General features: G+C 45.4%; 18 protein-coding genes and 1 tRNA gene. 6 read left to right on the top strand and 13 right to left on the bottom strand.

Annotation, left to right across the window (positions count from 1 at the left end):
• Positions 1-3: 3 nt before the first annotated feature.
• Positions 4-2,475, bottom strand: coding sequence for a penicillin-binding protein 1A (locus tag H3S94_RS06825; protein ID WP_369805719.1), 2,472 nt, complete (start codon positions 2,473-2,475; stop codon positions 4-6).
• Positions 2,476-2,642: 167 nt separating this feature from the next.
• Positions 2,643-3,878 (bottom strand): N-acetylmuramoyl-L-alanine amidase, encoded by a 1,236-nt coding sequence (locus H3S94_RS06820; protein ID WP_246786439.1) that lies wholly within the window; start codon positions 3,876-3,878, stop codon positions 2,643-2,645.
• A gap of 604 nt (positions 3,879-4,482) precedes the next feature.
• Here H3S94_RS06820 and H3S94_RS06815 point away from each other — a divergent pair.
• A complete protein-coding gene (locus H3S94_RS06815) occupies positions 4,483-7,248 on the top strand; it encodes a ribonuclease E/G (RefSeq protein WP_198240630.1) in 2,766 nt (921 codons plus the stop codon).
• 260 nt (positions 7,249-7,508) lie between these two features.
• On the opposite strand, the gene H3S94_RS11990 is transcribed toward H3S94_RS06815, so the two are convergent.
• The 3 genes from H3S94_RS11990 to H3S94_RS06805 all read right to left on the bottom strand — a co-directional run bounded on the left by H3S94_RS11990 (position 7,509) and on the right by H3S94_RS06805 (position 8,935).
• On the bottom strand, positions 7,509-7,643 hold the full coding sequence (locus tag H3S94_RS11990) for a hypothetical protein (protein ID WP_255520160.1): 135 nt from the start codon (positions 7,641-7,643) through the stop codon (positions 7,509-7,511).
• Between the two features lie 119 nt (positions 7,644-7,762).
• Positions 7,763-7,839: transfer RNA gene (locus tag H3S94_RS06810), tRNA-Arg, on the bottom strand.
• A gap of 712 nt (positions 7,840-8,551) precedes the next feature.
• Entirely contained in the window at positions 8,552-8,935 is a 384-nt protein-coding gene (locus tag H3S94_RS06805; protein ID WP_198240629.1) for a DUF1090 domain-containing protein, read from the bottom strand.
• Positions 8,936-9,170: 235 nt separating this feature from the next.
• Between H3S94_RS06805 and H3S94_RS06800 the strand changes: the two genes are divergently transcribed.
• Both H3S94_RS06800 and H3S94_RS06795 read left to right on the top strand, forming a co-directional pair.
• A complete protein-coding gene (locus tag H3S94_RS06800) occupies positions 9,171-9,944 on the top strand; it encodes an NAD kinase (RefSeq protein ID WP_198231066.1) in 774 nt (257 codons plus the stop codon).
• A gap of 141 nt (positions 9,945-10,085) precedes the next feature.
• The gene (locus H3S94_RS06795; RefSeq protein ID WP_198240627.1) at positions 10,086-11,558 is read left to right on the top strand and encodes a DEAD/DEAH box helicase; all 1,473 of its coding nucleotides are present in this window, start codon (positions 10,086-10,088) and stop codon (positions 11,556-11,558) included.
• A gap of 320 nt (positions 11,559-11,878) precedes the next feature.
• On the opposite strand, the gene gltX (H3S94_RS06790) is transcribed toward H3S94_RS06795, so the two are convergent.
• The 7 genes from gltX (H3S94_RS06790) to rpiA all read right to left on the bottom strand — a co-directional run bounded on the left by gltX (H3S94_RS06790) (position 11,879) and on the right by rpiA (position 19,883).
• Entirely contained in the window at positions 11,879-13,249 is a 1,371-nt protein-coding gene (gltX, locus tag H3S94_RS06790; protein WP_198240626.1) for a glutamate--tRNA ligase, read from the bottom strand.
• 8 nt (positions 13,250-13,257) lie between these two features.
• Positions 13,258-14,934, bottom strand: a complete 1,677-nt coding sequence (locus tag H3S94_RS06785; protein WP_198240625.1) for an NAD+ synthase — start codon at positions 14,932-14,934, stop codon at positions 13,258-13,260.
• Between the two features lie 44 nt (positions 14,935-14,978).
• Positions 14,979-15,332, bottom strand: coding sequence for a diacylglycerol kinase (locus H3S94_RS06780; RefSeq protein WP_198240624.1), 354 nt, complete (start codon positions 15,330-15,332; stop codon positions 14,979-14,981).
• Between the two features lie 40 nt (positions 15,333-15,372).
• Entirely contained in the window at positions 15,373-16,749 is a 1,377-nt protein-coding gene (locus H3S94_RS06775) for a class II 3-deoxy-7-phosphoheptulonate synthase (protein ID WP_077994530.1), read from the bottom strand.
• 201 nt (positions 16,750-16,950) lie between these two features.
• Positions 16,951-18,339, bottom strand: a complete 1,389-nt coding sequence (gene gor / locus H3S94_RS06770) for a glutathione-disulfide reductase (protein ID WP_198240623.1) — start codon at positions 18,337-18,339, stop codon at positions 16,951-16,953.
• Positions 18,340-18,516: 177 nt separating this feature from the next.
• A complete protein-coding gene (locus H3S94_RS06765; RefSeq protein ID WP_198231061.1) occupies positions 18,517-19,098 on the bottom strand; it encodes a DUF2059 domain-containing protein in 582 nt (193 codons plus the stop codon).
• Positions 19,099-19,178: 80 nt separating this feature from the next.
• Positions 19,179-19,883, bottom strand: coding sequence for a ribose-5-phosphate isomerase RpiA (gene rpiA, locus H3S94_RS06760; RefSeq protein WP_198240851.1), 705 nt, complete (start codon positions 19,881-19,883; stop codon positions 19,179-19,181).
• A 228-nt stretch (positions 19,884-20,111) separates the two neighbouring features.
• Between rpiA and H3S94_RS11880 the strand changes: the two genes are divergently transcribed.
• Complete coding sequence (locus H3S94_RS11880) at positions 20,112-20,426, top strand: (2Fe-2S)-binding protein (RefSeq protein WP_077992055.1); 315 nt, start codon at positions 20,112-20,114, stop codon at positions 20,424-20,426.
• A complete protein-coding gene (gene bfr, locus H3S94_RS06755; protein WP_075870748.1) occupies positions 20,392-20,886 on the top strand; it encodes a bacterioferritin in 495 nt (164 codons plus the stop codon). The genes H3S94_RS11880 and bfr overlap by 35 nt, the downstream gene beginning before the upstream one ends.
• 548 nt (positions 20,887-21,434) lie before the next feature.
• Here the strand turns inward: bfr and H3S94_RS06750 are convergent.
• Complete coding sequence (locus tag H3S94_RS06750; protein WP_198240622.1) at positions 21,435-23,675, bottom strand: ComEC/Rec2 family competence protein; 2,241 nt, start codon at positions 23,673-23,675, stop codon at positions 21,435-21,437.
• Positions 23,676-23,853: 178 nt separating this feature from the next.
• Between H3S94_RS06750 and gltX (H3S94_RS06745) the strand changes: the two genes are divergently transcribed.
• Positions 23,854-25,275 (top strand): glutamate--tRNA ligase, encoded by a 1,422-nt coding sequence (gltX, locus tag H3S94_RS06745; RefSeq protein WP_198240621.1) that lies wholly within the window; start codon positions 23,854-23,856, stop codon positions 25,273-25,275.
• Positions 25,276-25,530: the final 255 nt, after the last annotated feature.

The raw sequence follows: 25,530 nt of genomic DNA, 5'->3' as shown, positions 1-25,530 counted from the left end.
AGATCAATAGAGACCGCCAGCGCCGCTCTGGATTGCTTTATTTACTTGCGGTGAAGTTGGCGCTACCGGCACTCCTTCCTTGAACGAAGTTGACCCGCCAATAACCTGATAAACGTCGGCCGGTCCGGTTCCGGGCTTGAAAGCTTCAACGATAACATTGCTGTTTCCCGGTTCTGCACGCATGCCCGTCTTTCGATCTATTGCAATCTGCGTCATCCCGTCGGGTATTTTGAAATCGACATCCGGTACACCCTTCATGGCATTTTCCATGAATTCTCCAAAAACCGGAACCGCGAGGGAACTACCTGTACCGCCATACCCCAAGGTTGCAGGCTGGTCATATCCGATAAACACACCAACTACGATATTGGGTGTAAAGCCCATAAACCAAGCATCTTTCGAGTCATTGGTTGTCCCTGTTTTACCGGCGATATGCCGGTTGAGATAAGCAAGACGTGCAGCCGTACCGCGTTGCACAACGCCTTCCATCATAGATGTAATCTGATAGGCGGTCATCGGATCGAGAACCTGATCGCGTTCGTCGACGAGCGTCGGTTCGGGCTGGTTATCCCATGCCCTGACATTGCAGCCTTCACATTTACGCTGATCGTGCCGGTAAATCGTTTTACCGTAACGGTCTTGAATCCGGTCTATCAAAGAAGGCGAAATCGAACGTCCGCCATTTGCAATAACCGAATAGGCCGTCACCATACGCAAAACTGTCGTTTCACCCGCTCCCAAGGCCATTGGCAGGTAAGGTTGCAATTTGTCATAAATGCCGAAACGTTCCGCATATTCCGAGACAATCGGCATTCCAAGATCATTTGCCAATCGTACAGTCATCAAATTACGCGAATGTTCGATGCCATAGCGCAATGTGGAAGGTCCGGCAAAAGTACCACCATAGTTTTTCGGTCGCCAAACTTCCCCATTCGGCTGTTTGATCTCGACAGGACCATCAAGAACAACAGACGCAGGCGTATAGCCATTATCCAGTGCCGCCGCATATACAAACGGTTTGAACGAGGAGCCGGGTTGCCTGTAAGCTTGTGTTGCACGGTTAAATTCCGATTCAGCAAATGAAAACCCGCCGACCATAGCAAGAACGCGGCCGGTGCGTGGTTCCATGACCACCATAGCCCCTTCGATTTTAGGCGGTTGGCGTAACAAATAGCTGCCATCGTTTCCCGCTTTTTTCTCGACAAAGACGACATCGCCCACTTGCAAAACCCCTGACGGGCTTGAAGCAGATGAACGGCGGTCATTCCTACCGACCATGCGATAAGCCCAACGCATATCGCTGGCGTTGATTGTGGCAACGTCACGCTCCGCCGAAAGTGCACCCGAAACTTCACGTTTCGGCTGTAAACCGATTTTTACTTTGTCAGCAGACACAGCCAAGACGACAGCCAAACGCCATTCCGGAACGTCGCTAAAACCACTCACCTCGCCGAGTGCAACACCCCAATCGTCCGAAATATCAATATGTTTATAAGCACCGCGCCAACCGTGATTCTGGTCATATTTGACAAGGCCATCCTGCAAAGCACGACGCGCCATAACTTGCAAATTCGGATCAAGTGTTGTGCGAACCGATAATCCCCCCTCGTAAAGTGCCTTCGACCCATACCGATTTATCAATTGGCGGCGAACTTCTTCAGTAAAATAATCAGCGGCAAAAATATAGGTGTCGTCGCCCCGCAGAGTAACTCCGAGCGGTTTTAATTTCGCTTGTTCACCCTGCATTTGCGTTGCATAGCCATTTTCGACCATCCGGTCGATCACCCAGTTACGCCGATCAAGCGCGCGTTGTGTATGTTTGAATGGATCATAGTTGCTTGGCCCCTTCGGAAGAGATGCAAGATAGGCGCATTCCTCCAAGGTCAGTTCATTCACGGACTTATTGAAATATGTTAAAGCCGCAGCAGCAATCCCGTAGGCACCCCGCCCCAGATAGATTTCATTCAGATAGAGTTCGAGGATGCGATCCTTGGAATAGGCGCGCTCGATACGCATAGCCAGAATTGCTTCTTTGATTTTGCGTTCCATCGTCGCGTCGGAACTCAATAAAAAATTCTTTGCCACCTGTTGCGTGATGGTTGACGCCCCCTCCGGTCTGCGTCCGGAGCCGATATTCTTGAAATTGCTCACCATTGCGCGGGCAAGTCCTTCCGGATCAAGTCCGAAGTGGGTATAGAAGTTTTTGTCTTCTGCCGAAATAAATGCCGATTTGACCAGATCGGGAACAGACTGGATTGGCAAATAAAGACGGCGATTGGTTGCAAACTCGGCCATAAGGCCACCATCGGCGGCGTGAATGCGTGTCATCACCGGAGGTTCATAATCGGCAAGCACCTGATAATCGGGAAGCTCATCATCTTGCTGTTGGTTCACAGCGGCTGCCGACCCGATCAAGGTTATACCCATGCCGCAAGCAACTCCGGCGGCAAGAAAAAAATTAAAAAACTTCATCATAATACCCGGATGTCGCTTTCTCCCGAACTCGCACAATGCGAGACATTCACTGCTGAGCCTCGTTGCGTGTGCACCGGAATTGCGATAGAAACAAGGCTAAATTGCAATATTTAGTATTTTAATGTCAAAGTTAAGACTATCGTAGCAGTTTTTCTCAAGCATTTTTCTCATGGTTGTGGATTATTTCCGTTGCGGTTGCGATAATTGGCGAATTGTTGCACTGCATTTGCAATCGCGGTTGCAGCGCGTCTGCGCCAAAGCGGATCGGTAATCAGCTTTTCATCTTCCCTGTTCGACAAATATCCGATTTCTACGAGGACCGAAGGAATATCGGGTGCTTTCAAAACCTGAAAACCGGCATAGCGATGCGGATTTTTTATGAGATTTATATTATTTTGCTCAAGGCATGAAATAACCCTGTCGGCGAAGTTTACCGAAAACGAAAGCGTTTCTCTGCGCGCCAGATCAATCAGAATATCCGTAACTTCTGGCGATTCATCGGGTGGCAATCCGTCCACAAGATCGGCTTTGTTTTCACGATCGGCTAAAGCTTTAGCGATGTCATCCGAAGCCTGATCGGAAATCGTATAGACTGTTGCACCGCGCATTGCCGTCATGTTGATTGTGTCTGCATGGATAGAAACAAAAAGATCTGCTCCATAACTTCGCGCTTTTTGCACACGTTCGTTCAGTCTGAGAAAAACGTCGGAATCACGCGTCAAAAAAACTTCCAGATTGACATTTTTTTCAAGTTCATCACGTAACGATCTGGCAAATGCCAAAGTCACATTTTTTTCCAACACCCCCGAAATGCTCTCCGCACCACTATCAATTCCGCCATGTCCGGCATCAATCACAATGCGGAAAGGTTTTTGTGCGATTGGCCTGTTTCCGGCTGTCTGTGCATTTTCAGTAATCCCGCTATTCACCAGCTTTTTGAAATTTTGCTCGTTATCTTTGACGAGATCGATAACAAGTTGCCAAAGTCCGCTATCAAGCTGTTCAATGCTGTTTTTTTCGATAGAAAATGGTGCTGTTGTGGTCAGGATAATTCTCGAAGACACCGGACCGGACGAGCCGTAGCGCAAATCGGAAACCATACCGAAGTTTAAAGGCTTTTGTTTCTGCGAAGAAAAATCGACAACCGGGAGGTTGATTACAAGACGGTTCGGATGGTCGAGAAATTGGAGCGAATAGGCAGGATTGGCAGAGAATACCGCAATGAGGCGTGTGCGTGTATTGTCGCCGATAGCCCTTATGTTGATAAGCTCCAGTTTTGCCGGTGCAGCAATACCGGAATTGATAAAACCGGAAAAACACATCAACAAGGCGATAAGAAAAAGAACCCCTCTCGCATTTCCTCTTACAGCAATGAACCCCGATCGCTGTCTTTGTTGATTCATTGCTAAACAATCCTCGTTTCTTTTAGTTTTTGCCCCCAAAAACGGGTCGAACAGTAATGCGGCTATTTGGCAATTTTAAGATCGTGCCACTATTGTTTGCAAAAGATGCACATAAACCGCCAAAATCATGTTTTTCAAGGGATAAGTTATGTGTCCCTATAAAGTTACTTGTGTTGGACACAATATCGACTTAAAAGCGTAAATGTCTTGAATGGTCAGGAAAAAATGGATGAACGTTCTTTTAGGCAGTTCATGCAAATAATTTTCCTTCCAAGAAGTCTATAAGCGCCGGGCGTTCTATATCATTTTGTCATAGACTGAATGTATTGGAAACGGGCTTGTAACAGTTAAGTTTCGCTGGTTCGGTTATCCGGACTATTTCAAAAACGTTTTGCCGGAGACTCGCTGGATATGAGTCAAACAAAACTGATAGTGGAAGTTATTTCAATAGCGGCACATGCAAGCTGGAATATGCGCGCCCACTCTTACTATAGTTCGTTGGCAAAGCTTCTATTCATCGGCAGACAGTATTTTTTGCCTCCCAAGAGACTTTCAAGGTCTCTCATCGGCTCTATTATACGTGTCGCCTGCAGGATTTTCTATAATGTCAAACAAAATGCTTATCGATGCCTCCCACCCGGAGGAAACTCGCGTTGTTGTTGTTCGTGGCAATCGTATTGAAGAATTCGATTTTGAATCCGAACACAAAAAACTTCTCAAGGGAAACATTTATCTAGCCCGTGTAACGCGGGTAGAGCCGTCTTTACAAGCTGCTTTCGTTGAATATGGCGGTAATCGCCATGGTTTTCTTGCGTTTTCCGAAATTCATCCCGATTATTATCAAATTCCCGTTGCTGACCGGCAAGCTTTATTAGAGGAAGAAGAAAAAGCAGCTCTTGTCGACGATGAAGACGAACAGGAAAACGAAAAAACTTCCAGAAATAACCGCAGAAAGAAAGTCAAACCGGCTGAAGCTGAAATTGAGAGCGATATAGTCGCCGATTCAGGTGATGAGATTGACGACATTGAACAGGCAGCGGGCGAAGATGCTGAAGACAGTGTCGAGCTTGTTGGTGCTGAAGACGCGTTGGAAGAGGTTCCCGCTCGCGAGCGTGCTCCCCGTCGCCAATATAAAATTCAGGAAGTTATTAAACGTCGTCAGATTTTGTTGGTTCAGGTTGTGAAAGAAGAGCGTGGCAACAAAGGTGCGGCCATGACAACCTACTTGTCCTTGGCGGGTCGTTATTCTGTGCTTATGCCGAATACTGCTCGCGGTGGCGGCATTTCGCGCAAAATCACAAATGTCCAAGATCGTAAACGTCTTAAAGATGTCGTCAAAGACCTTCACGTACCAAAAGGTATGGGGGTTATTTTGCGCACAGCCGGAGCCAACCGCACAAAGGCAGAAATCAAGCGCGATTATGAATATTTGATGCGTCTTTGGGAAAATGTTCGCGCGCTGACGCTTGAATCGGTTGCGCCCTGCCTTGTTTACGAGGAAGGTAGCCTTATCAAACGCTCGATCCGCGATCTTTATAACAAAGACATCAGCGAAATTCTTGTTTCAGGCGAGCATGGCTATAGAGAAGCCAAAGACTTTATGCGCATGTTGATGCCCAGCCATGCGAAAGTCGTTCAACCTTATCGCGAACAATTACCAATTTTTGCCCATAATGGTATCGAGGCGCAACTTGATGCCATGTTGCAGCCTGAAGTAACGCTTAAATCCGGTGGCTATCTTGTTATCAACCAGACCGAAGCTCTTGTTGCAATCGACGTAAACTCCGGTCGGTCGACCAAAGAACATTCTATTGAAGAGACCGCCTGTCAAACAAACCTTGAAGCAGCCGAAGAAGTTGCGCGACAATTGCGACTTCGTGATCTTGCTGGACTTGTTGTCATTGATTTCATTGATATGGAAGAAAAGCGCAACAACCGGTTGGTCGAGAAAAAACTCAAAGATTGTCTGAAAGATGATCGGGCGCGCATTCAGGTCGGGCGCATTTCGCATTTCGGACTTATGGAAATGAGCCGCCAACGCATTCGTGCTTCTGTTCTTGAAAGCACTATGCAACCCTGTCCACATTGCAATGGAACAGGCTATATCCGTTCCGACTCGTCATTGGCTCTCCACGTATTGCGGTCAATAGAAGAATATCTGTTACGTAACCCGCATTTCAATATTACCGTTCGGACATCGGTCGCAACAGCACTCTATGTGCTCAATCACAAACGGCAAGCTTTGTCGGATTTGGAACATCGGTTCGGTCTTACAATCAATATCGAGGCTGATGACGAAGTCGGTGCACAAAATCTGGCGATTTATAAAGGAACGGCCGCCGAAGGGACACCTGCGGTTATTCCGCAATTGCCACCGGTTGATGATAGCGAAGATGAAATCATTGTCGAAGAAGACACTTCGGAAATCGATAATGAAACAAAAGATGATAATAATAACGACAATAATCAGAGGCGCAAACGTCGTAACCGCGGCAAATCGAACGACCGCAATGAAGAGAAAGCCCAGCGTACCCGTAATGAGGATGACGTAGTACGCAGCGAAGACGACAACAGGCGTCGCCGTCGTCGTGGACGCCGTGGCGGCCGCCGTTATCGTGATGGCGATTTTGAACGTCGCAGAATTCCTTATGCGGAACCGGTTGGCGAATTTGCTGAACGCGCGCTCGCCGAAGTTATCGCAGCCAGAAGGCAACGTCGTGTACCGGCTGCCGAACCGGTCGGCTTTTCCGCAACAGAAATTGCAATCAAGGTGACACCTGTAGTTGCAAAAGAACAAAGTGTTCCCGAATTTCCTGCTGAACAACCGAAAATAGATCAAAAGGACAATAAAGACCAGAAAGACCAGGAAGAAACCGCAAAACCCCGCAAGAGACGGACAAAGAAAACGCCTGTTGAAGCCGGAGAAACTGCACAAGAGAAAAATAGCGAGACAAAGTCTCAGACTAACGAAGCGGACGAAACACCAAAACGCTCGTCGCGTGGTCGCAAACGTAAAACAAAAACGGCTGAAACTGTTGAGGCTGTTTCAAATGACGACGCGACAACCCCTGTAGAGACGACGATAGAACAGGTGCCGCCGGAAGAAGTCGAAAAACCTGCAAAGAAGACAACCAGACGGTCACGTAAAGCGAAAGTCGAGGAACAATCAGACGAAACAGCGTCAGAAACCGAAACGCTTGAGGCGGAAAAACCTGCCAAGAAATCTCGACGCAAAACAACGCGATCAAAAAATAAAACCGACGAGAATGAAAAAACGGTTTCCAGTGAACCGGTTGTAACCTCCTCTGACGAAAATGAAGAAGACAAGCCAAAACGTGTTGGCTGGTGGCAAAGAAAAGGATTTTTCTAAGCGTTTCACTTGAAAATACCTATTTCATCGCTCAAGAACAAGCCTCACAAAGTCCGGAATATAACGGCGTTGTGAGGCTTTTTTGTTGTTGTAAAAGTTAACCAAAATTTTCTCTACAATCCTGCTGCTGACAAAATATCAACGCGAAAGTCTTTACCGCACAACCGACTTTTATTTTATCAGCAATTTTTATCGTTATTTTTGGAAAGGTTATGGGAAGACATAAAATCTTCTGTCTTGCGCCCGCTCTTTTTTAATTTTCACGCAAATCTTTCGGATTCCCGCCCTTTTTCCATATTATTGGATAGAGTTGCAAGACCGTAAAAGTCCTGAATGTTGCAGCAAATCGTATTGCCGATTTGCTTGTCACGAACATTGAAAAACCATCGTGACATCAGAAGCGGTTTTATAAAATTCCGGATTGATTTCACATATCGGGAACAACCGGAAATTGGTTCGCGCTAAACGAACGTCTCTCTGCTTATCGAATATTTTCAAGAAATAGATACCATATTGGCGCACCCGAAGAGATTCGAACTCTTGACCTCTGCCTTCGGAGGGCAGCGCTCTATCCAGCTGAGCTACGGGTGCAAATCCGGATTGCAAGAACCTGGTTTGTTTTGAGGTTTTCTAGCCGATCAGAATGAATGGTTCAATGGTGAAAATGCTTTTTGTATTAATAACGTGAAAAAAATCAAAAACTGAAAATATTTTTCGCTTCGCCTTAGGGCATTTTATTTGTAGTGCGACAGATGCTTTAAACCGTCATTGCACCATTCCAGAAAACGCGTTCCAATTAACACATCTCATAGATCATGTGGCACCATGCCTCTTCAGAATGTGATGACAGTTTTTTGCCGCAAACACATTTCTATTTTAATTTTGCAAATGAGAGAATAACCAAGCGGCGCAATTGTCGGCAGCAATCAAGCCGCCGAAACATATTTGGATCTAATATCAATCAATTTCACAATAGAACAATCTAAACGCTGAAACCTTTTTGATAAATTTTCTTTGGATGCGGTCATTTTTTCAGGCTGAAAAGGTCCACCAAACCGAATTTTAGCGAATACCAAACGAAATTCTGGCGAATAGTTGGTTTTGAACGACAAGCCACCAACATTCCGCATTCTCAAAATGAGCAAGCATAACAGCAGTTAAAGCACACCCTTGAAAACTATTCTGGTGGCGTTTTTGGCCTCGCCCGCCCTTTTTACCCGCTCATCAGAACGATCACCGGTAATTTGATAAATGTCGCTATAACAAAACGCAAAACACCAAAATCGGGAGAACAATACCCTTTTTAACGATCGAGTTCTTCCTGCGCAGCTTTCAGTTCTTGTTTTGCCTTTTCCAGTTTTTCAGCTTTACGGGATATTTTTTTCGCGTCACCGCGTGCTTTCGCCTCATTCAGTTCGGCTTCTCTTTCAGAAACCTTGTTCATTCTTTCTGTTATTTTTTGTTTGCGTTCAGCCGCCAGTTTCTTATCGTCACAATTTTCGATATTATCTTCAAGAGCTTTTTCCAACCCCTTTATTTGATGTTTATTGTTATATTGTCGTGCATGTTGGAGTTGCGTTTCGATGCTGTGTTTTTTTGCAGCACAACCTTTCAGAGCCGGTTCTCCATAGGCATAAGAAAAAGAAAAAAGTGCGACAGGTATAATCAAACAAAGTCTCGTTTTCATCACTTCACCTTTTTGGGTAACCGTTTCTTTTCGGCTTGCGTTTCAATTATTTGCTGAACGAATGATAAGAACTTGCCATTATTCATGAACTAAGGCAGCAGAAATTGTCAATGATTGAAAAAACTGTTTTTACAGATTAAGTATCCAATGTTTTGTTTTTATAATGAATCCCAATGTGCGGCCTGCAAATTCAAACTCTTCTGAGACCAGGCTCCCGGAAAAGCGGAATAATTTTATGGATAAATCTATAGAGCGGTTTCATTTTATTGCATCCAGAACCGAACAGGCAAAAAGTTCGATGCAAGCCCTGACTGACCGTTATGGACAATCGGCGGTGGATGAAGCCGATGTCATTGTTGTGTTGGGTGGCGATGGAACAATGCTGGAAGTTTTACGTAACTTCATGAATTCGGGAAAGCCCATTTACGGAATGAATCGCGGGTCGGTCGGCTTTCTTATGAACGAATATAGAATAGCAAATCTGCCACAACGCATCGCCAAAGCGCACAAAGAAGATATAAAACCTCTCAGAATGATAGCGGATTCGATCTGTGAAGGCCATGTCGAGGCATTGGCGATCAATGAGGTCTCGCTGTTCCGGCAATCATATCAGGCGGCCAAAATCAAAATCAGTATTGACGACAAAGTGCGTATGGATGAACTGAATTGTGACGGGGTCATGGTTGCAACTCCGGCTGGTTCGACTGCTTATAACCTTTCGGCACAAGGGCCGATATTACCTTTACTTGCCCCGCTACTGGCTCTCACGCCGGTTAGCCCGTTCCGGCCAAGGCGTTGGCATGGTGCGCTGTTGCCCAATTCTGTGACTGTCCGTTTTGATATGCTGGAATTGGATAAGCGGCCTGTTAATGCTGCCGCAGACAATGTCGAAGTAAAATCCGTGAGTTCGGTAATTATTTCATTAGCAAAGGGCGTTAAGGCCTCTATTTTATTTGATTCTAACCATTCATGGGATGAGCGTATATTATCCGAACAATTCCGTTATTAAGAAGAATACACGTTAAAACGCGTGGCGAACAAGGGTTTTTGTTGACTTTTTTATGATTGCACCTTAACGCCTTTGTAAGGGGTGTAAGTTGGCTGACTTGTCCTGACCATAGTCATAAAAGTTGGGCGAAAAAGAGAAAGAGTGATAGCGCCTTTGACCAGTTTCAGTGATTTGGGCCTTTCTGAAAAGGTTCTCGAAGCAGTAAAATCCGTTGGATATGAAGAACCGACGCCAATACAACTTGGAGCCATTCCTCATGTCCTGAAGCATGAGGATGTATTGGGCATTGCCCAGACCGGTACGGGGAAAACTGCTTCCTTTGTACTTCCAATGTTGACGCTTCTTGAAAAAGGGCGCGCAAGGGCACGAATGCCCCGCACCCTCATTCTTGAGCCGACGCGTGAACTTGCTGCGCAAGTGAAAGAGAATTTCGATCAATATGGCGTCAATCATCACTTGAGTGTGGCACTTCTTATTGGCGGCGTGTCATTTGACGATCAGGATCGCAAGCTCGACCGTGGAGCGGATGTTCTGATTGCTACTCCGGGACGACTCCTCGATCATTTCGAGCGGGGCAAATTGTTGTTAACCGGCGTTGAAATTCTGGTTATCGATGAAGCAGATCGTATGCTTGATATGGGATTTATTCCCGATATTGAACGTATTTGTAAACTCATTCCGTTTACCCGCCAGACGTTGTTTTTTTCCGCAACCATGGCACCCGAAATTACCAAATTGACCGAGCAATTCCTGCATAATCCGGTCAGGATTGAAATCGCAAAAGCCTCTTCAACCGCCACCACAATTACGCAAAAGCTCGTCGCTTCCGGCCGTAAATCCTGGGAAAAGCGTGCGGTCTTGCGCGACCTCATTCACAATGAAGGAAATGAATTAAAAAACGCAATTATCTTTTGTAATCGGAAAAAAGATATATCGGAGCTGTTTCGTTCGCTCGTACGCCATAACTTCAGCGTCGGTGCACTTCATGGCGATATGGATCAACGTTCGCGTATGACTATGCTGGCGAATTTCAAAGAAGGAAAAATTGCTTTGCTCGTTGCTTCCGACGTTGCTGCCAGAGGTCTTGATATTCCGGATGTAAGTCACGTCTTTAACTACGATGTTCCAACTCATGCAGAAGATTATGTTCACCGTATCGGACGAACCGGCCGAGCCGGAAAATCTGGAAAAGCTTTCACTATCGTTACAACGGCAGATAAAAAATACGTCGACGCAATCGAAAAGATGAGCGATCAGAAAATCGAGTGGTATAATGGCGATCTCGCTTCGCTGAAACAGGATACGAGCGAGGAAGAACCGAACCGTAACGACAAACGCTCCAAATCGGCAGAATCGAAAACCGGAAGAAACGCGAAAAAACGAACAGACAAGGCCGAGCAAAAGCAGGAAAGCAAAAGCCGTGAAAAGCTGCCTGTCGAAAAGATTGAAAAAACAAAAGATGCTGAGCCAAGCCTGAAGCATGCTTCTGCAACGGATGTTCGCTCCAACGACTCTTCAAAAAATTACGCCGGTAAATTGTCAAAAGAACCCGCCTCTCCGAAAGGGTTCGGGAACGATATTCCCGCTTTTATGTTGATTGATACACGGGGCTGATTTAGCCGTAAGCGGGGTGATTTAATGGTACGCGGGGCTGATTATTTGCCGTACGCAAGGCTGATCTAACCGTGGGCTGGGCTGATTTAGCCATACGAGGGTTGATTTAACCGTTTCTCCGTTCGTTTCATCCGGCATTGTTATAGAGCGGAAAATTCAGCGGTTTGAAGCGGTATTTCGCTGCCAATATAGATTTTATCAAATAAAAATAGCAGCCTTACGTATCGCTAGCTTTTGGCCAAATAGAAAATTTTTGATTAAAGAAAAGGCAGATCAACATCTGCTGGTCTGCCTCTATTGGTGTTTCTTTAAACATCAAGTCACGCTTTTAAACGCTCAAGAGTTTTGGTTTTTCCCAATAGCGGTAATAATGCTGCCATTTCCGGTCCATGATCGAGGCCGGTGAGCGCCTGCCGCAATGGCATAAAAAGTGCCCTGCCCTTTCGGCCTGTTGCTTTTTTTAATGCTTCCGTCCAGCTTTTCCAGCTTGTTTCGTTAAATTCGCCTTCCGGTAAATAGGAAACAGATTGGTGAACATAATCACGATCTTCCTTTGAAACAGCGTTAAAAGAACCGTCTTTCTCCAATCTTTCCCACCAGAATTTGGCTTCGTTAACCTTGTCAATATTGCCGCGTACTGCATACCAGAAGGGTGAAGCATCTTTTCCGGCTATACCCAATTTCTCCAGACGTGCCTTGACTTCATCAAATTCCAGCAAATGCACAATATGCTTGTTAAGCGTTAACAAATCGGCCGGATCAAATTTTGCCGAAGACTTTGATGCAGATGCCAGATCAAAGTGTTCCAGCAACTCTTCCTGTGTTCTACATGCTGTTACATTTTCAGAAGTTCCAATCAGAACCGCCAATGACTCGACAGCCATAGGTTCAAAACCTTCTTCCCGTAATGAACGGATTGACAGGTCACCTTTACGTTTAGAAAGACCTTCACCCGAAATGGTCGTAAGCAGATTGATATGGCCGAATGTCGGTGCATGAGCACCAAGTGCCTCAAAAATTGCTATTTGAACGCCGGTATTTGTAACATGGTCATCGCCGCGAATAATATGGGTTATACCCATGTCAATATCATCTACGACAGATGGCAGCGTGTAAAGATAACTTCCATCCTCGCGAATGAGGATCGGATCCGACATAGAAGCAAGATCAATTGTTTGCGGCCCACGCACAACATCATCCCAATGGACATCGGTGCGTCTCGTCTTGAACGGGTCGGTATCAAAATTGGGCAGTTTGAAACGCCAATGAGGTTTGCGGCCTTCGGCCTCAAATGCTTTTATTTCTTCCGGCTCAAGTTTTAAAGATTCACGCCCATAGATTGGCGGAAGTTTGCGAGACAAACGAATTTTACGCCGTCTTTCAAGCTCTTCCTGTGTTTCATAACAAGGATAAAGAAGACCTTGCTGTTTCAACTTTTCAACGACATCATTATAGCGGTCAAATCGCTTGGACTGATAATAGATTTCATCCGGTTTGATACCGAGCCAGTCGAGGTCAATACCGATTCCATCAATATATTCCTGTTTGGAACGTTCGATGTCTGTATCATCGAAACGTAAAACATATTTACCCTGTTCGGCCTTGGCAAACAGCCAATTAAACAAAGCAATTCTGGTATTACCGATGTGAATATAACCGGTTGGCGAGGGTGCAAAACGAACTTTTATCATAAAACAACTCAATTTTTATCGCGGAAACGATTGGTAATGGGGTAGCGACGATCACGACCGAAATTTTTATGGCTTATTTTTACGCCGGGGGCCGATTGGCGTCTTTTATATTCGGATATATAGAGCAAACGCTCGATCCTTTCGACCAAATCTCTTGGATGTCCACGTTCGACTATTTGGGAAACACTCATTTCTTCATCGACGAGGCAACGCAAAACATCATCAAGTACCGGATATGGAGGAAGCGAATCCTCGTCTTTCTGGTTTTCACGCAGTTCGGCCGATGGTGCCTTATCAATAATATTTTGCGGAATGACCGCGGCTTTTGGTCCCAAGCCGTTCATTGGAAAATGGTTATTGCGCCAATTTGAAAGCGCATAAACCTGCATTTTATAAATGTCTTTTATCGGATTAAAGCCGCCATTCATATCGCCATAAAGTGTAGCGTAACCAACCGACATTTCAGATTTGTTTCCGGTGGTTACAACCATTGAGCCGAACTTGTTCGATATGGCCATCAAAATTGTGCCGCGTGTCCGGCTTTGTAAATTTTCCTCGGTAATATCGGCCTTTGTGCCTTGGAAAAGCGGTTTTAGAGCCTGTTCAAATCCTTCGACCGGTTTGGCAATCGGTACTGTGTCATACCGGCAGCCCAGCATTTTCGCACATTCTTCCGCATCCCTTATCGATTCCGAAGAGGTATAGTTATAGGGAAGCATAATAGCGTGAACACGTTCGGCTCCAAGTGCATCGGTTGCAATGGCCGCACATAAGGCTGAATCGATACCACCCGAAAGCCCCAATACAACGCTCTTGAACCGGTTTTTATTGACATAATCGCCAAAGCCTAAAACGCAAGCCTGATAATCGGCTGCTGCATCATGAAGCATTTTTTCCTGAGGTCCCGAAACACAAGACCATTTACCATTCTGTTTTTGCCAGCGACTATATGCAAGCTCGCTTTGAAAATGCTTCATTTGAAAGGCAAGCGTTCCATTTGCATTGACCGCAAACGACCCACCATCGAAAACAAGTTCATCCTGACCGCCGACTTCATTCGCATAAACAATTGGCAGAGAAGATTTCAATACCTGTTTTTTAACGACTTCATAGCGTAATTCCGGTTTTTCACGATTATAAGGAGAGCCATTGGGAACGAGTATGATTTCCGCGCCTGCTTCGGCAAGTCGGGCTGCGACTTCATCATCATTCCAAATATCTTCACAGATTGGCAAACCGATCTTCATGCCGCGGAATTCTACCGGCTGCGGACATGGTCCGGCAGAAAAAACCCGTTTTTCGTCAAACTCGCTATAATTCGGCAGGTCGAATTTCAGGCATTCGGCAATGACCTTTCCCCCGTCAAGAACGACAGCGGCGTTATAGACGTGGCCTTTTCGACGTATCGGAACACCGACGATAATACCGGCACCCGTAGCCGTTGCCGACGCAAGTTTCGACAATGCTTTTTCACAAGTTTCAATGAAAGACGGTTTCAGCACAAGATCTTCAGGAGGATAACCGCTGATAAAAAGCTCGGTAAACAGTAGAAGATCGGCACCGGCTTCACTCGCCTCGTTATGGGCTTTCAAGGCAAGATTCAAATTGCCTTCAATGTCGCCAACAACCGGATTGAATTGTGCAACAGCGAGCGTCAGATCATTTTCTATCAGCTTTTTGGTCATGGTCTTGATTTAGCCTGTCATCGTTGCCCTTGCAACGGCATATGTTAAACGAAAAACAACGTTTTTAAAATGACCGAAATCCATATACATATCGTTAAGAGAATAGAAAGAAGAACCGCTAGAGAACCCGCATCCTTGGCAATTTTTATATCTACACGATATTCGCGGGTGATGGCGTTGCAGGTCGCTTCGATAGCGGTATTCAATACCTCGACAATAATGACAAAAACTATAGAACCGCAAAGCAATAAAAAGCTTTGCCAATTATCGGTCAAAAAGAAGGCTACAGGCAGAGAAATCACGAAAAGAATTGTCTCTTGAATAACAGCCTTTTCGTGAGTCAACAAATATTTGACTGCACGGAGGGAATTCAAAAATGCTTTGAATAATCTCTCCATGCGCTTTTCATCCGATGTCAAAAATCGTGTTTTAATTTCTCTAGCGGGCAGTTGCCTGTGTTGTCTCGGCATCCCGTTGTTTTTTCAAAAGCTCTGCAACAAGAAACGCCAATTCAAGTGCCTGATCGGCATTCAGCCGCGGATCACAATGGGTGTGATACCGATCGGAAAGATGTTCTGCCGAAATGGCATGGGCGCCACCCGTACATTCAGTGACATCACGTCCGGTCATTTCGATATGGATACCACCGGGATAAGTTCCTTCCGCATGATGGACAGCGAAGAAGTTTTCCACCTCTTTCAAAATCCGTTCAAACGGGCGGGTTTTATAACCGTTGGCCGTAATGGTATTGCCATGCATCGGATCACAAGACCAAACAACCTTTTTGCCTTCGCGTTCAACAGCACGAATGAGTTGCGGAAGGTGATCTCCTACTTTGTCGTAACCGAAACGGGCAATCAGTGTCAGTCTTCCCGCCTCGTTTTCAGGATTGAGAATATCAATCAGTCTCAACAAATCATCAGGTTCAAGTGACGGACCGCATTTAAGGCCGATCGGGTTTTTGATACCGCGACAATATTCGACATGCGCATGATCGGACTGACGTGTACGATCTCCGATCCAGAGCATATGCCCCGATGTCGCATACCAGTCACCCGATGTAGAATCAACGCGCGTTAGCGCTTCTTCATAACCGAGGAGAAGCCCTTCATGGCTTGTATAAAATGACGTTTCACGCAATGACGAATTTGTATTGGCTGTTATACCGATTGCCCGCATAAAATCCATTGTTTCTGAAATGCGTTGTGCAAGCTTGCTATAACGTTCGCCCTGCGGGCTGTTGGCAATAAACCCCAACATCCATTTATGGACATTATCCAGATTGGCATAGCCACCTTGAGCAAAGGCACGCAATAAATTCAAAGTTGCTGCCGATTGCCGGTAAACTTCCGACATGCGCTGTGGATCGGGTGTACGAGAAGCTTTATCGAACTCTATTCCGTTTATGATGTCGCCACGATAGGATGGCAAGGTAACACCATCCTTGGTCTCGGTGTCGGAAGATCTCGGTTTTGCAAATTGTCCGGCAATGCGGCCGACTTTTACCACCGGCTTTGAAGCGCCGAAAGTCAATGCAATCGCCATCTGTAAAAATACACGGAAAAAATCGCGGATATTATCAGCTTCATGCTCGGCGAAACTTTCTGCACAATCACCGCCTTGCAACAGAAAAGCCTTTCCTTCTGCAACCAGTGAAAGTTCATGCTTCAAATTGCGCGCTTCACCGGCAAATACCAAAGGTGGATAACGGCGCAATTCACTTTCTACATGAGCCAATGCTACAGGATCAGGATAAGTCGGTACCTGCTTAATCGGTTTTGATCTCCAAGATGCAGGCGTCCAATTTTTAGTCATCATTATCTCACTTTACGGTATAAAATATAGTTCCGGTGTCCTTTTATCGGGATTTAAAAATATCCCGGATCAGGTGCACCTACCTACTTTATGATATAAACAGAATTGTTGTTTAAAGCCAAGTCCATGGTCTCTCTAAAAGTGTAATTCCGCTTTTTTTACTACAATTTAACAACATCCGTTCGACTGAACACATTCTATTCAATTCAGCTTCTTTCCGTTTTCGTAAACATAAGTGGGTTGATACATTGTAACCAATTCTTCAGAGGCCGTCGGATGAAGCGCCATGGTTCTATCAAACACATCTTTCGTCAATTGGCCTTTGAGAGAGACACCGAGAAGTTGTGCCATCTCGGCTGCATCATGACCCAGTATATGGGCTCCCACCACCCGTTTTGACGTTCCATCAACAACCAGTTTGGTGAGCATTTTTTCAGTATTTCCCGAAAGTGTATTACGCATCGGACGGAACAGAGCACGATAAACCTCGACACGTTGGAACTTCTTCACCGCCTCTTCCTCTGTCAGCCCTACTGTGCCAATCTCTGGCTGTGAAAATACTGCTGTTGCAATAAGTTCATGATCCGGCTTTGTCGGATTGTTTTTGAAAGCGGTTTCGATAAAACACATTGCTTCATGGATTGCGACAGGTGTTAGCTGTATCCTGTCGGTAACATCACCCACAGCCCAAATATTATCAGCACTTGTCTTCATATAGTCGTCGACAATGATAGCATGACGGGAATTACATTCAACTCCGGCTTTATTCAAATTCAATCCGTCGGTGTTGGGCGAGCGTCCAAGAGCCAGCATGACTTTTCCCGTTGTCAATGTTTCGCCTGTCGAAAGCTTTACGTTGAAGTTTTCAGAATTTTTCTCAACCTGTTCGATCGTTGCGTTATATAAAATGCGAATACCTTTTTCTTGCATGGCATCATTTAACAGTTGCCGTAAATCGGAGTCGAATTTGCGCAATATCAGATCACCGCGGTAAACCAATGTTGTTTTCACACCCAGTCCGTGAAAAATGTTTGCAAATTCTACTGCAATATAGCCACCGCCTGCTATCACGATGGATTGAGGCAATTTGTCCAGATTGAAAGCCTCATTCGAGCTGATACACAATTCGTTTCCGATAATTTCCGGATGGCGGGAAACATGACCGCCTGTTGCAATCAGAATTTTCTCGGCAGTTACCCGTTCGCCGGTTGTTTTAATTTCCAATGTGTGAGCATCGACAAAAACGGCACGGCTTTCAAAAATCTTGACATGGTTGTTATCAAGTCCTTTGCGATAAAGCCCTTCGAGTCTGGCAATCTCTTTGTTTTTAGCTTCAAGAAGCCGCGTCCAGTCGAATTTGTAATCATCCAGAGTCCAGCCAAAGCCATGACTATCCTTGAACTCCTGTGAATATTGCGAGGCATAGACAAAAAGCTTTTTCGGCACACAACCGCGGATAACGCAGGTTCCGCCCATGCGATATTCTTCTGCAATGCCAACTTTTTTTCCGAGCGCACCGGCCAAACGTGCAGCACGCACACCGCCCGAACCACCACCTATTACAAACAGATCAAAATCATATGATGACACGGGGACTTCCTTTCACTTCAATTGTTGGAACTTTTAATATGGTACCGGAGTGCCTGAATTATAAGCCAATACAATGTTATTTGCTTTAACCGATTTCTGAAATAGCTGTATTTTTAATTTTTGGCAAAAAAAATGGCGACAATAATGCCGCCATTTTCAAAACTTGATGAAAGCCGATTATTGTGCAGGTGCGGGAGCCTTGGGCTTTGCACTCTGTGCGGCTGCCGGTGGATTGGGTGCTGCACGTTTTTGTGTACCAAGCTTTTGAGCCATTGCTTTTCCGACATTTGCAGCCAGATCCTGAGCTACACCTTGACGCCATACGTCATATGCCGAAAGGATGTCGCGAACGGCAACAGGACCTTCTGTCAACAATTTTTTACCTGTGTCCGATGTATAAAAGGCAGTGATCTGGTCAAGCTCGGCTTGTGAAAAATGCTTGGCATAGGCACGGGCGGCCTCTTTTTCCAAATCGGCGCGACGTTTGGCAAGTGCCATCGCCTGTTCATCAACCGTATCGGAAATAATATTTGCGAGATTGGGGTCTTTACGCATCAACTCGTCTTTCAGATCACGAGCGGTGCTTGGGAGAAATTCATCAAATTGGTCTGTAGCATGGATTGCAGCAATTGCTTTTTGTGCCGATTGCAACTGTGCTTCGCTAATATCGTCAGCATAGGTGAAATTAACGCCCATACCAAGAATTGCGACTGTTCCCAGCGTTGCAGCAAGGCGTCGGATGGAAAATGCCGTGTTCATTCAGTGGTTACTCCATAATTATCGTCAAAAACTTTTAGCCATCTTTTTCGTCAAAAAAAACCGATGGAAAGACATTTACTCTAAAAATCCGCCTCATCCAAAACTTTTATTTCACCATTGGTCATTGCAACCACCGATTTCTTTGCCAAATTCAAAAATAAACCGTGTTCGACAACGCCCGGGATCGAAAAAAGTGCTTCGGATAGAGCTTCTGGATCAGAAATACGACCAAATGATGCATCGAGAATAAAATGTCCACCATCAGTAACAAAAGGTTTATTATTCTCTTGCCTTAATGAAATGTTGCCAGAAAGGCCAAGGCTCTTTGTTACTTCGACAATTGCAAGTTTTGTTGCTGCCAAACCGAACGGATTGACTTCAATAGGCAAAGGAAATGCACCAAGCGCGTTAACCAGTTTGGAAGAGTCAGCAATCACCAACATGCGGGACGAAGCAAAAGCGACGATTTTTTCGCGCAATAATGCACCACCGCCCCCCTTTATCAAAGCCATATGCGGACCAATTTCATCAGCACCGTCAACATCAAGATCAAGAGCGGGAACATCATCGAGACTTGCTACCGGAATTCCGAGTTCACGGCATAGCTGTTCCGAACGCACCGATGTAGCAACGCCCACAACGCTTAAACCGTCTCTGACACGCTCCGCCAATATACGAATAAATTCATTTGCTGTAGAGCCGGTTCCAATTCCAAGTTTCATCCCGTCTTGGACAAATTCAACCGCTTTTGCGGCGGCTGCTTTTTTCAGTTCCAGAGCATTCATAGCCATTCGCTTTTCCTAACAAGTGTTTCATCTCTTACGGATCGCCGAAAAAAAAGCAATCTCCCGACACCCGAAACCCGATATTTTTACTGAAATTTGCCCTTTTATACCCTGATTTTATAGTGGATAAAAAAAATCCACTTTAGGGGTTGATTCCCGACTTAATGTTTCATATGTTTGTCATGTTTTAGTGAGTCTGATAGGTTTCATTGTAATTGGTTATCGATAATGATTGTTTGTTCGTGTAACGTAATAAGTCAATCAGAGATCGAAGATGTTATCAATTCTCTGTTGGAAGAGGATTGTTGGCAATTGATTGTTCCCGGAAAAATTTATAAAGTGTTGGCGAAGCGCGGCAAGTGTTGCTGTTGCTTTCCGAATATACTCGAAACCATTATTCGGGTATCGGAAAATTATCATCGCCTACATAATCGGGACGAGGCTGAGATTATCTCCTATCTTGATCGTGTGCGCGCATTGCGATTGAAATATAGGAGAATAGGTCAACATGAAAGGTCACGAAAAGGTCATCGAGCGGCTTAACCAGGCGCTCTTTCTTGAACTTGGGGCGGTCAACCAATATTGGATTCACTACCGCTTGACTGAAGATTGGGGTTACACAAAGCTTGCAAATAAGGAACGTGAGGAATCCATTGAAGAAATGGGGCACGTTGACAAGCTGGTCAAACGTATTGTTTTTCTGGAGGGGCATCCCAATTTGCAAACCCTCGCCCCTCTTCGCATCGGCCAGAATATCAAGGAAGTTCTGGAATGTGACTTGGCCGGAGAATATGAGGCAAGAGAAGCTTATCGCGTTGCACGTGAGCTGTGCGCCGAATTGTCCGACCATATTTCAAAAAAATTATTCGATGAATTGTTGGAAGATGAAGAAGGCCATATCGACTTTCTGGAAACACAACTTGCTCTCCTTAACAAGATTGGCGAAGAAAAATATGGCCAGTTGAATGCAGGTTCAGCTGAACATGCCGAAGCCAAAGAATAAAAAATAACTATCGAAATTGAACCGGCCAGAACCACCACGAGTGTCGTTCTGGCCGGTTTCTTTTAGCCTGAAGCCGTTTTTCAAATTCACATATTTATTTTGAAATAGCTATTTATTCGCTTACACCTTGTTTTGGTTTTCGCCCTCATTGCTCGTTAAACCGACGTTCCGGTATGTCGCAGTTGTCACAACACCACCGTTCATTCCAGAAAGACTTGCGGAGTTGGCGAACCGTATCCATGGAGCTAGAAATCTCGTCGATTTATCCATGAAAATAAGAAATCTTGCAGATATTTTCAGGTTCTGCCTCTATTATATTTAACTGGCTCGATAACTTTTCAAAGCTTCCGTGAAACCGAAAACCTTAAACTGCGCGACAGTTTCTTTCATTGATCGACAGTTTCGTTCATTATTGACGCTTCAAGCGAATACCCGAACGATGTCAGTTGTTAATCTCGAAAAACAAACGGAAAAAGATGAGCAGAAGACAAGCTGAAATCGAAGAATTGAAATTCAAGAATCCTGATAGTCTTTAACTGTCATTTCATTCAAAATGACCGGTTTGAAGCTTGCAAATATTTTCGATATTCGTTCCAAGGTCGTGTCGGCCCTCCCTTAATAGAGGATATTATTTTACCTTTATCGGTAACCAGCGTAGTTCCGTATAACATCAATGAAGTTGCAGTAATAATTTTTTGCCCTGAGTCACATTTCAATAAATGGATATTTTGATAAACAACCAGAATATCCGCATCAGGGCATGTCATGTCGCTATTATATTGCTCTTCGATCACTGCTATTTTTAAACCGCTATCTTTTTGTGTTCGACAAGTTCCTTCATTACAAATAAATTGCGCTCCTTCCCGCTGTTCAGCGTTTGCGGGGCCTACAACTGTGTTCAATTTATACGACCGTTGCCAAACTTCTGTGACAAATTTCGTCGGCTTTTTATCGGTAATATAAAGATTTCGATTGTCGATGAGGCCGACAGCACCTTTATCTTCCGACACAAGCAATAAAGGCGGTTTTTGTATAACAACAAAAAAAATGCCTGCCAAAAACCATAGAACTGAAAAGAGACAAAGCCTCGTCTTTAAAAATAAAAGTATAATGAGGCCGGAAGACAGAAAAACCAATGCAACCGGAGGGATGACACCCGGATTGATATCCGGCGAGATTGCCGCAACACTGTAGGAAATTTTTTCAACAAGTTTCACGCCTCCTCCCATGACTTGCAACGGCAGCCATTCAAGACCGAATGGCATAACCAGCGCTGCAACAAGTGCAAAAGGCATGACAATGATCGACATTACAGGAAATGCCAAAGCATTGCTGATAATTCCAAGGGGCGCTGTATTGGAAAAATGGTAAGCAGAAAAAATTCCGCTTGCAAGACCGGCCACAAGTGAAGCGATTGCCGTCGAAAGAACCGGAAAAAGAACAATGCGCATTATACCGGCTCCCAAAAACATCGGTGTCGTCTGATAATATGATTTCGGTCTTCTGCTCCACCAACCGAACACAGCCACCAATGCGGCTGTTGCCGAAAACGACATTTGAAAGCTCGGTCCCAGCACTTCATGCGGGACAACAAGCAAAGTCATAATGGCGGCAATAGCGAGATTGCGCATTGTTATCGCGGAACGATCAAAAATTATCGCGATAAGCATAACTGCAACCATTACGAAACTGCGCTGCGCCGCGACATCGGAACCGGACAAGACGAGATAGAAGGCGGATGCCAATAATGCCGCTGCGGCGGCAATCTTTTTTGATTGATAGCGCGAGGCAAAGCCAGGAAATATTGCAAGTAATGTCCTGACAATAATCAGAACCATGCCGGCGACCATCGCCATATGCAAACCGGAAATTGACAAAATATGCGAAAGTCCTGCAACCCGTAAAGCATCATTGGTTGTTTGCGAGATGCCGCCTCTTTGGCCGGTAATCAATGCTGCCGCTATGCTACCGGTTTCCCCGCCGATCGCCTTTATTATCCTTACTGTCATTGCCACACGTAAACGCGAAATTCCCAGAGAAACCCGCTTGACCAACGAGTCCGGCGGTTCGACAATAATTTTCTTGGGCTTGCCTACAAAATAGCCTTGACCACCGATAGACTGGAAATAATTGGAAAATCCGAAGTCATAGCTGTTTGGCCTGATTGGTCCGGAACTTGCCCGTAATTTCACCCGTCCCTCGACCCCGTCACCCGGTTCGATTTCCATATTGCTCGTCGAAGCGGATAACTTTACTCTTTCGGGAGCGTAATAGAGATGGGGATTATTCGTCGCCAATATATCCACAACCAAACGCGATTTTGCATTTGTTGCCTTTTCGACTGCGATAACTCTACCCCTTATTGTTGTCGAAATATCGCTTCCAAGCATTGGTGTCGCTATACGCCACGTCTCTATTTTGGAACAAAATGCCCCGACAACAATACATGTCGCAAAACCGGCAACAAAAAAGACCGGCCGATAATGACGGGACAGGATAAAAAACCCGATCGCCAAAGCGCAATAAGCTGCAAGTTTTGAACCGTCGGGTTCATATGGAAGTGTAAAATAGATTATCGCACCGACAGCCATGAACACCGGAATCAACAGAAACGCTAACCCTTGCTCGAATTCATGAACAAACGAGTGATAGACCCACAAAAGCGCATCCTTGAGCTTTTTAGAGAGCGAATTTATCCCTGTTTTATGTGGATTGATAAATGGTATATCATCGGGCAGACTCACAACATGCCGCTCGACCGGGCTGTAAAGCTGCGCAGCAGACGCCATCCTGTTCTTTCCGGACTGCCTGTTCAATCCTTGCGCATTTGATTTGCTTTCTGGTGCATTTCTCTGCTTTATAATTCTATCTGTCCCCGTTGGTATGACTGGCACACGTGAGTGAGTCTATGCTAATGGTTCGACACCATACTGACAATGGAATACTCGTAGAAATCTGGAGACATTTATGTCCACGCCTGTAGTTACACGTTTTGCCCCTTCACCCACCGGTTTTCTTCACATCGGGGGAGCGCGTACCGCCCTGTTCAACTGGCTTTACGCCAAGCACACCGGTGGCAAAATGCTGCTTCGTATCGAAGACACCGATCGGGAACGCTCCACCAAAGCAGCGGTCGACGCAATTATTGACGGATTGAAGTGGTTGGGATTGACATGGGATGGCGAGCCTATTTCGCAATTCTCACGTGTTGACCGTCACCGTGAAGTTGCCGAAGAACTCGTCAAAAAAGGGCAAGCTTATTATTGCTACGCCACACCGGAAGAATTGACAGAAATGCGTGAAAAAGCACGGGCAGAAGGAAAACCCCCGCGTTATAACGGCATCTGGCGCGATCGCGATCCTTCCGAGGCTCCGAAAGGAGTAAAACCGGTTATCCGCATAAAAGCACCCCTTCAGGGCGAAACAATCGTGCACGATCGTGTACAAGGGGATGTACATTTCCCCAACAAGGATCTTGATGATTTTATTATTTTGCGTTCGGACGGAACACCTACTTATATGTTAGCTGTGGTGGTTGATGACCACGACATGGGAGTAACCCATGTTATCCGTGGCGATGACCATCTGACCAATGCTGCACGCCAGACAATTCTTTTTAATGCGATGGGGTGGGATGTTCCGGTAATGGCTCATATTCCACTCATTCACGGAGCTGACGGTGCAAAACTGTCAAAGCGCCATGGCGCCCTCGGCGTTGATGCCTATCGCGCAATGGGTTACCTGCCGATAGCCTTGCGCAACTATCTTGTACGTCTTGGCTGGAGCCATGGCGATGACGAGATTATGTCGACTGAAGATATGATTTCTTGGTTTGATATTGATGACATCAACAAAGGTGCTGCCCGCTTCGACTTCAAGAAACTTGAGGCGATCAACGGCCAATATATGCGCATGAGCGATGACAAAGAACTGTTTGATGCCGCGCTTTCCATTCTACCGGAAATCGAAGGCGGTAAGGAACTTCAAGCGAAGCTCGATGATAAAAACCGGGCTGAATTTCTAAAAGCAATGCCGGAATTGAAAGAACGCGCCAAAACGCTTGTAGAACTGATTGATAATGCCGCTTTTATCTTTGCCGATAGGCCTTTGAAACTTGATGAAAAGGCTACCAACCTTTTGAATGAGGAAGGAAAGGCGATTTTGAGAGCTGTCTATCCGGCTCTTGAAGCTTGCACCGATTGGAACAAGGAACAACTTGACCACATCATCAGGCAATATGCGGAAGGTGCACAATTAAAGCTCGGTAAAGTTGCACAGCCTTTGCGGGCAGCATTAACAGGTCGGGCGGTTTCACCCGGTGTTTTTGATGTGCTCGTTATTTTGGGACGCGAAGAGTCGCTGGGCCGGATAAGAGACCAGATCGCCTGAGACTCCACACCGTATTAGCCGGTATCTTGGTGTTTATTATTGTGCCACAGCTCCTTTTAAAGCGCTGTGGCATTTTTTTATCAAATTAGTTTGGACATTTTGCGACCGCGGGCAATGCCGATCTTTGATACGCGCATTTTCCTGTGCTTGAATCACACAAGATTGACACCGGTAACATAAAAATACACAACTTAGAGATTGCAAGCCGGCGCTTTTTGGATAATCTGGAAAGTAACACAGGCATTAGACATGAGC

The organism is Bartonella sp. B10834G3 (genome assembly GCF_016102505.1).
In the GTDB taxonomy this organism is placed as follows: Bacteria; Pseudomonadota; Alphaproteobacteria; order Rhizobiales; family Rhizobiaceae; genus Bartonella; species Bartonella choladocola.
This window is presented reverse-complemented; position numbering and strand designations above follow the sequence as displayed.

Bases quoted from the DNA above. Each gene is read 5' to 3' on its own strand.
- H3S94_RS06765 (WP_198231061.1), bottom strand. From the start codon at position 19,098: ATGAACACGGCATTTTCCATCCGACGCCTTGCTGCAACGCTGGGAACA.
- H3S94_RS06825 (WP_369805719.1), bottom strand. From the start codon at position 2,475: ATGATGAAGTTTTTTAATTTTTTTCTTGCCGCCGGAGTTGCTTGCGGC.
- bfr (WP_075870748.1), top strand. From the start codon at position 20,392: ATGAAAGGTCACGAAAAGGTCATCGAGCGGCTTAACCAGGCGCTCTTT.
- H3S94_RS06775 (WP_077994530.1), bottom strand. From the start codon at position 16,749: ATGACTAAAAATTGGACGCCTGCATCTTGGAGATCAAAACCGATTAAG.
- H3S94_RS06800 (WP_198231066.1), top strand. From the start codon at position 9,171: ATGGATAAATCTATAGAGCGGTTTCATTTTATTGCATCCAGAACCGAA.
- gltX (WP_198240621.1), top strand. From the start codon at position 23,854: ATGTCCACGCCTGTAGTTACACGTTTTGCCCCTTCACCCACCGGTTTT.
- H3S94_RS06785 (WP_198240625.1), bottom strand. From the start codon at position 14,934: ATGACCAAAAAGCTGATAGAAAATGATCTGACGCTCGCTGTTGCACAA.
- H3S94_RS06805 (WP_198240629.1), bottom strand. From the start codon at position 8,935: ATGAAAACGAGACTTTGTTTGATTATACCTGTCGCACTTTTTTCTTTT.
- H3S94_RS06750 (WP_198240622.1), bottom strand. From the start codon at position 23,675: ATGGCGTCTGCTGCGCAGCTTTACAGCCCGGTCGAGCGGCATGTTGTG.
- H3S94_RS06780 (WP_198240624.1), bottom strand. From the start codon at position 15,332: ATGGAGAGATTATTCAAAGCATTTTTGAATTCCCTCCGTGCAGTCAAA.
- H3S94_RS11990 (WP_255520160.1), bottom strand. From the start codon at position 7,643: ATGTCACGATGGTTTTTCAATGTTCGTGACAAGCAAATCGGCAATACG.
- H3S94_RS06815 (WP_198240630.1), top strand. From the start codon at position 4,483: ATGTCAAACAAAATGCTTATCGATGCCTCCCACCCGGAGGAAACTCGC.
- gltX (WP_198240626.1), bottom strand. From the start codon at position 13,249: ATGATAAAAGTTCGTTTTGCACCCTCGCCAACCGGTTATATTCACATC.
- H3S94_RS06820 (WP_246786439.1), bottom strand. From the start codon at position 3,878: ATGAATCAACAAAGACAGCGATCGGGGTTCATTGCTGTAAGAGGAAAT.
- H3S94_RS11880 (WP_077992055.1), top strand. From the start codon at position 20,112: ATGATTGTTTGTTCGTGTAACGTAATAAGTCAATCAGAGATCGAAGAT.
- rpiA (WP_198240851.1), bottom strand. From the start codon at position 19,883: ATGAATGCTCTGGAACTGAAAAAAGCAGCCGCCGCAAAAGCGGTTGAA.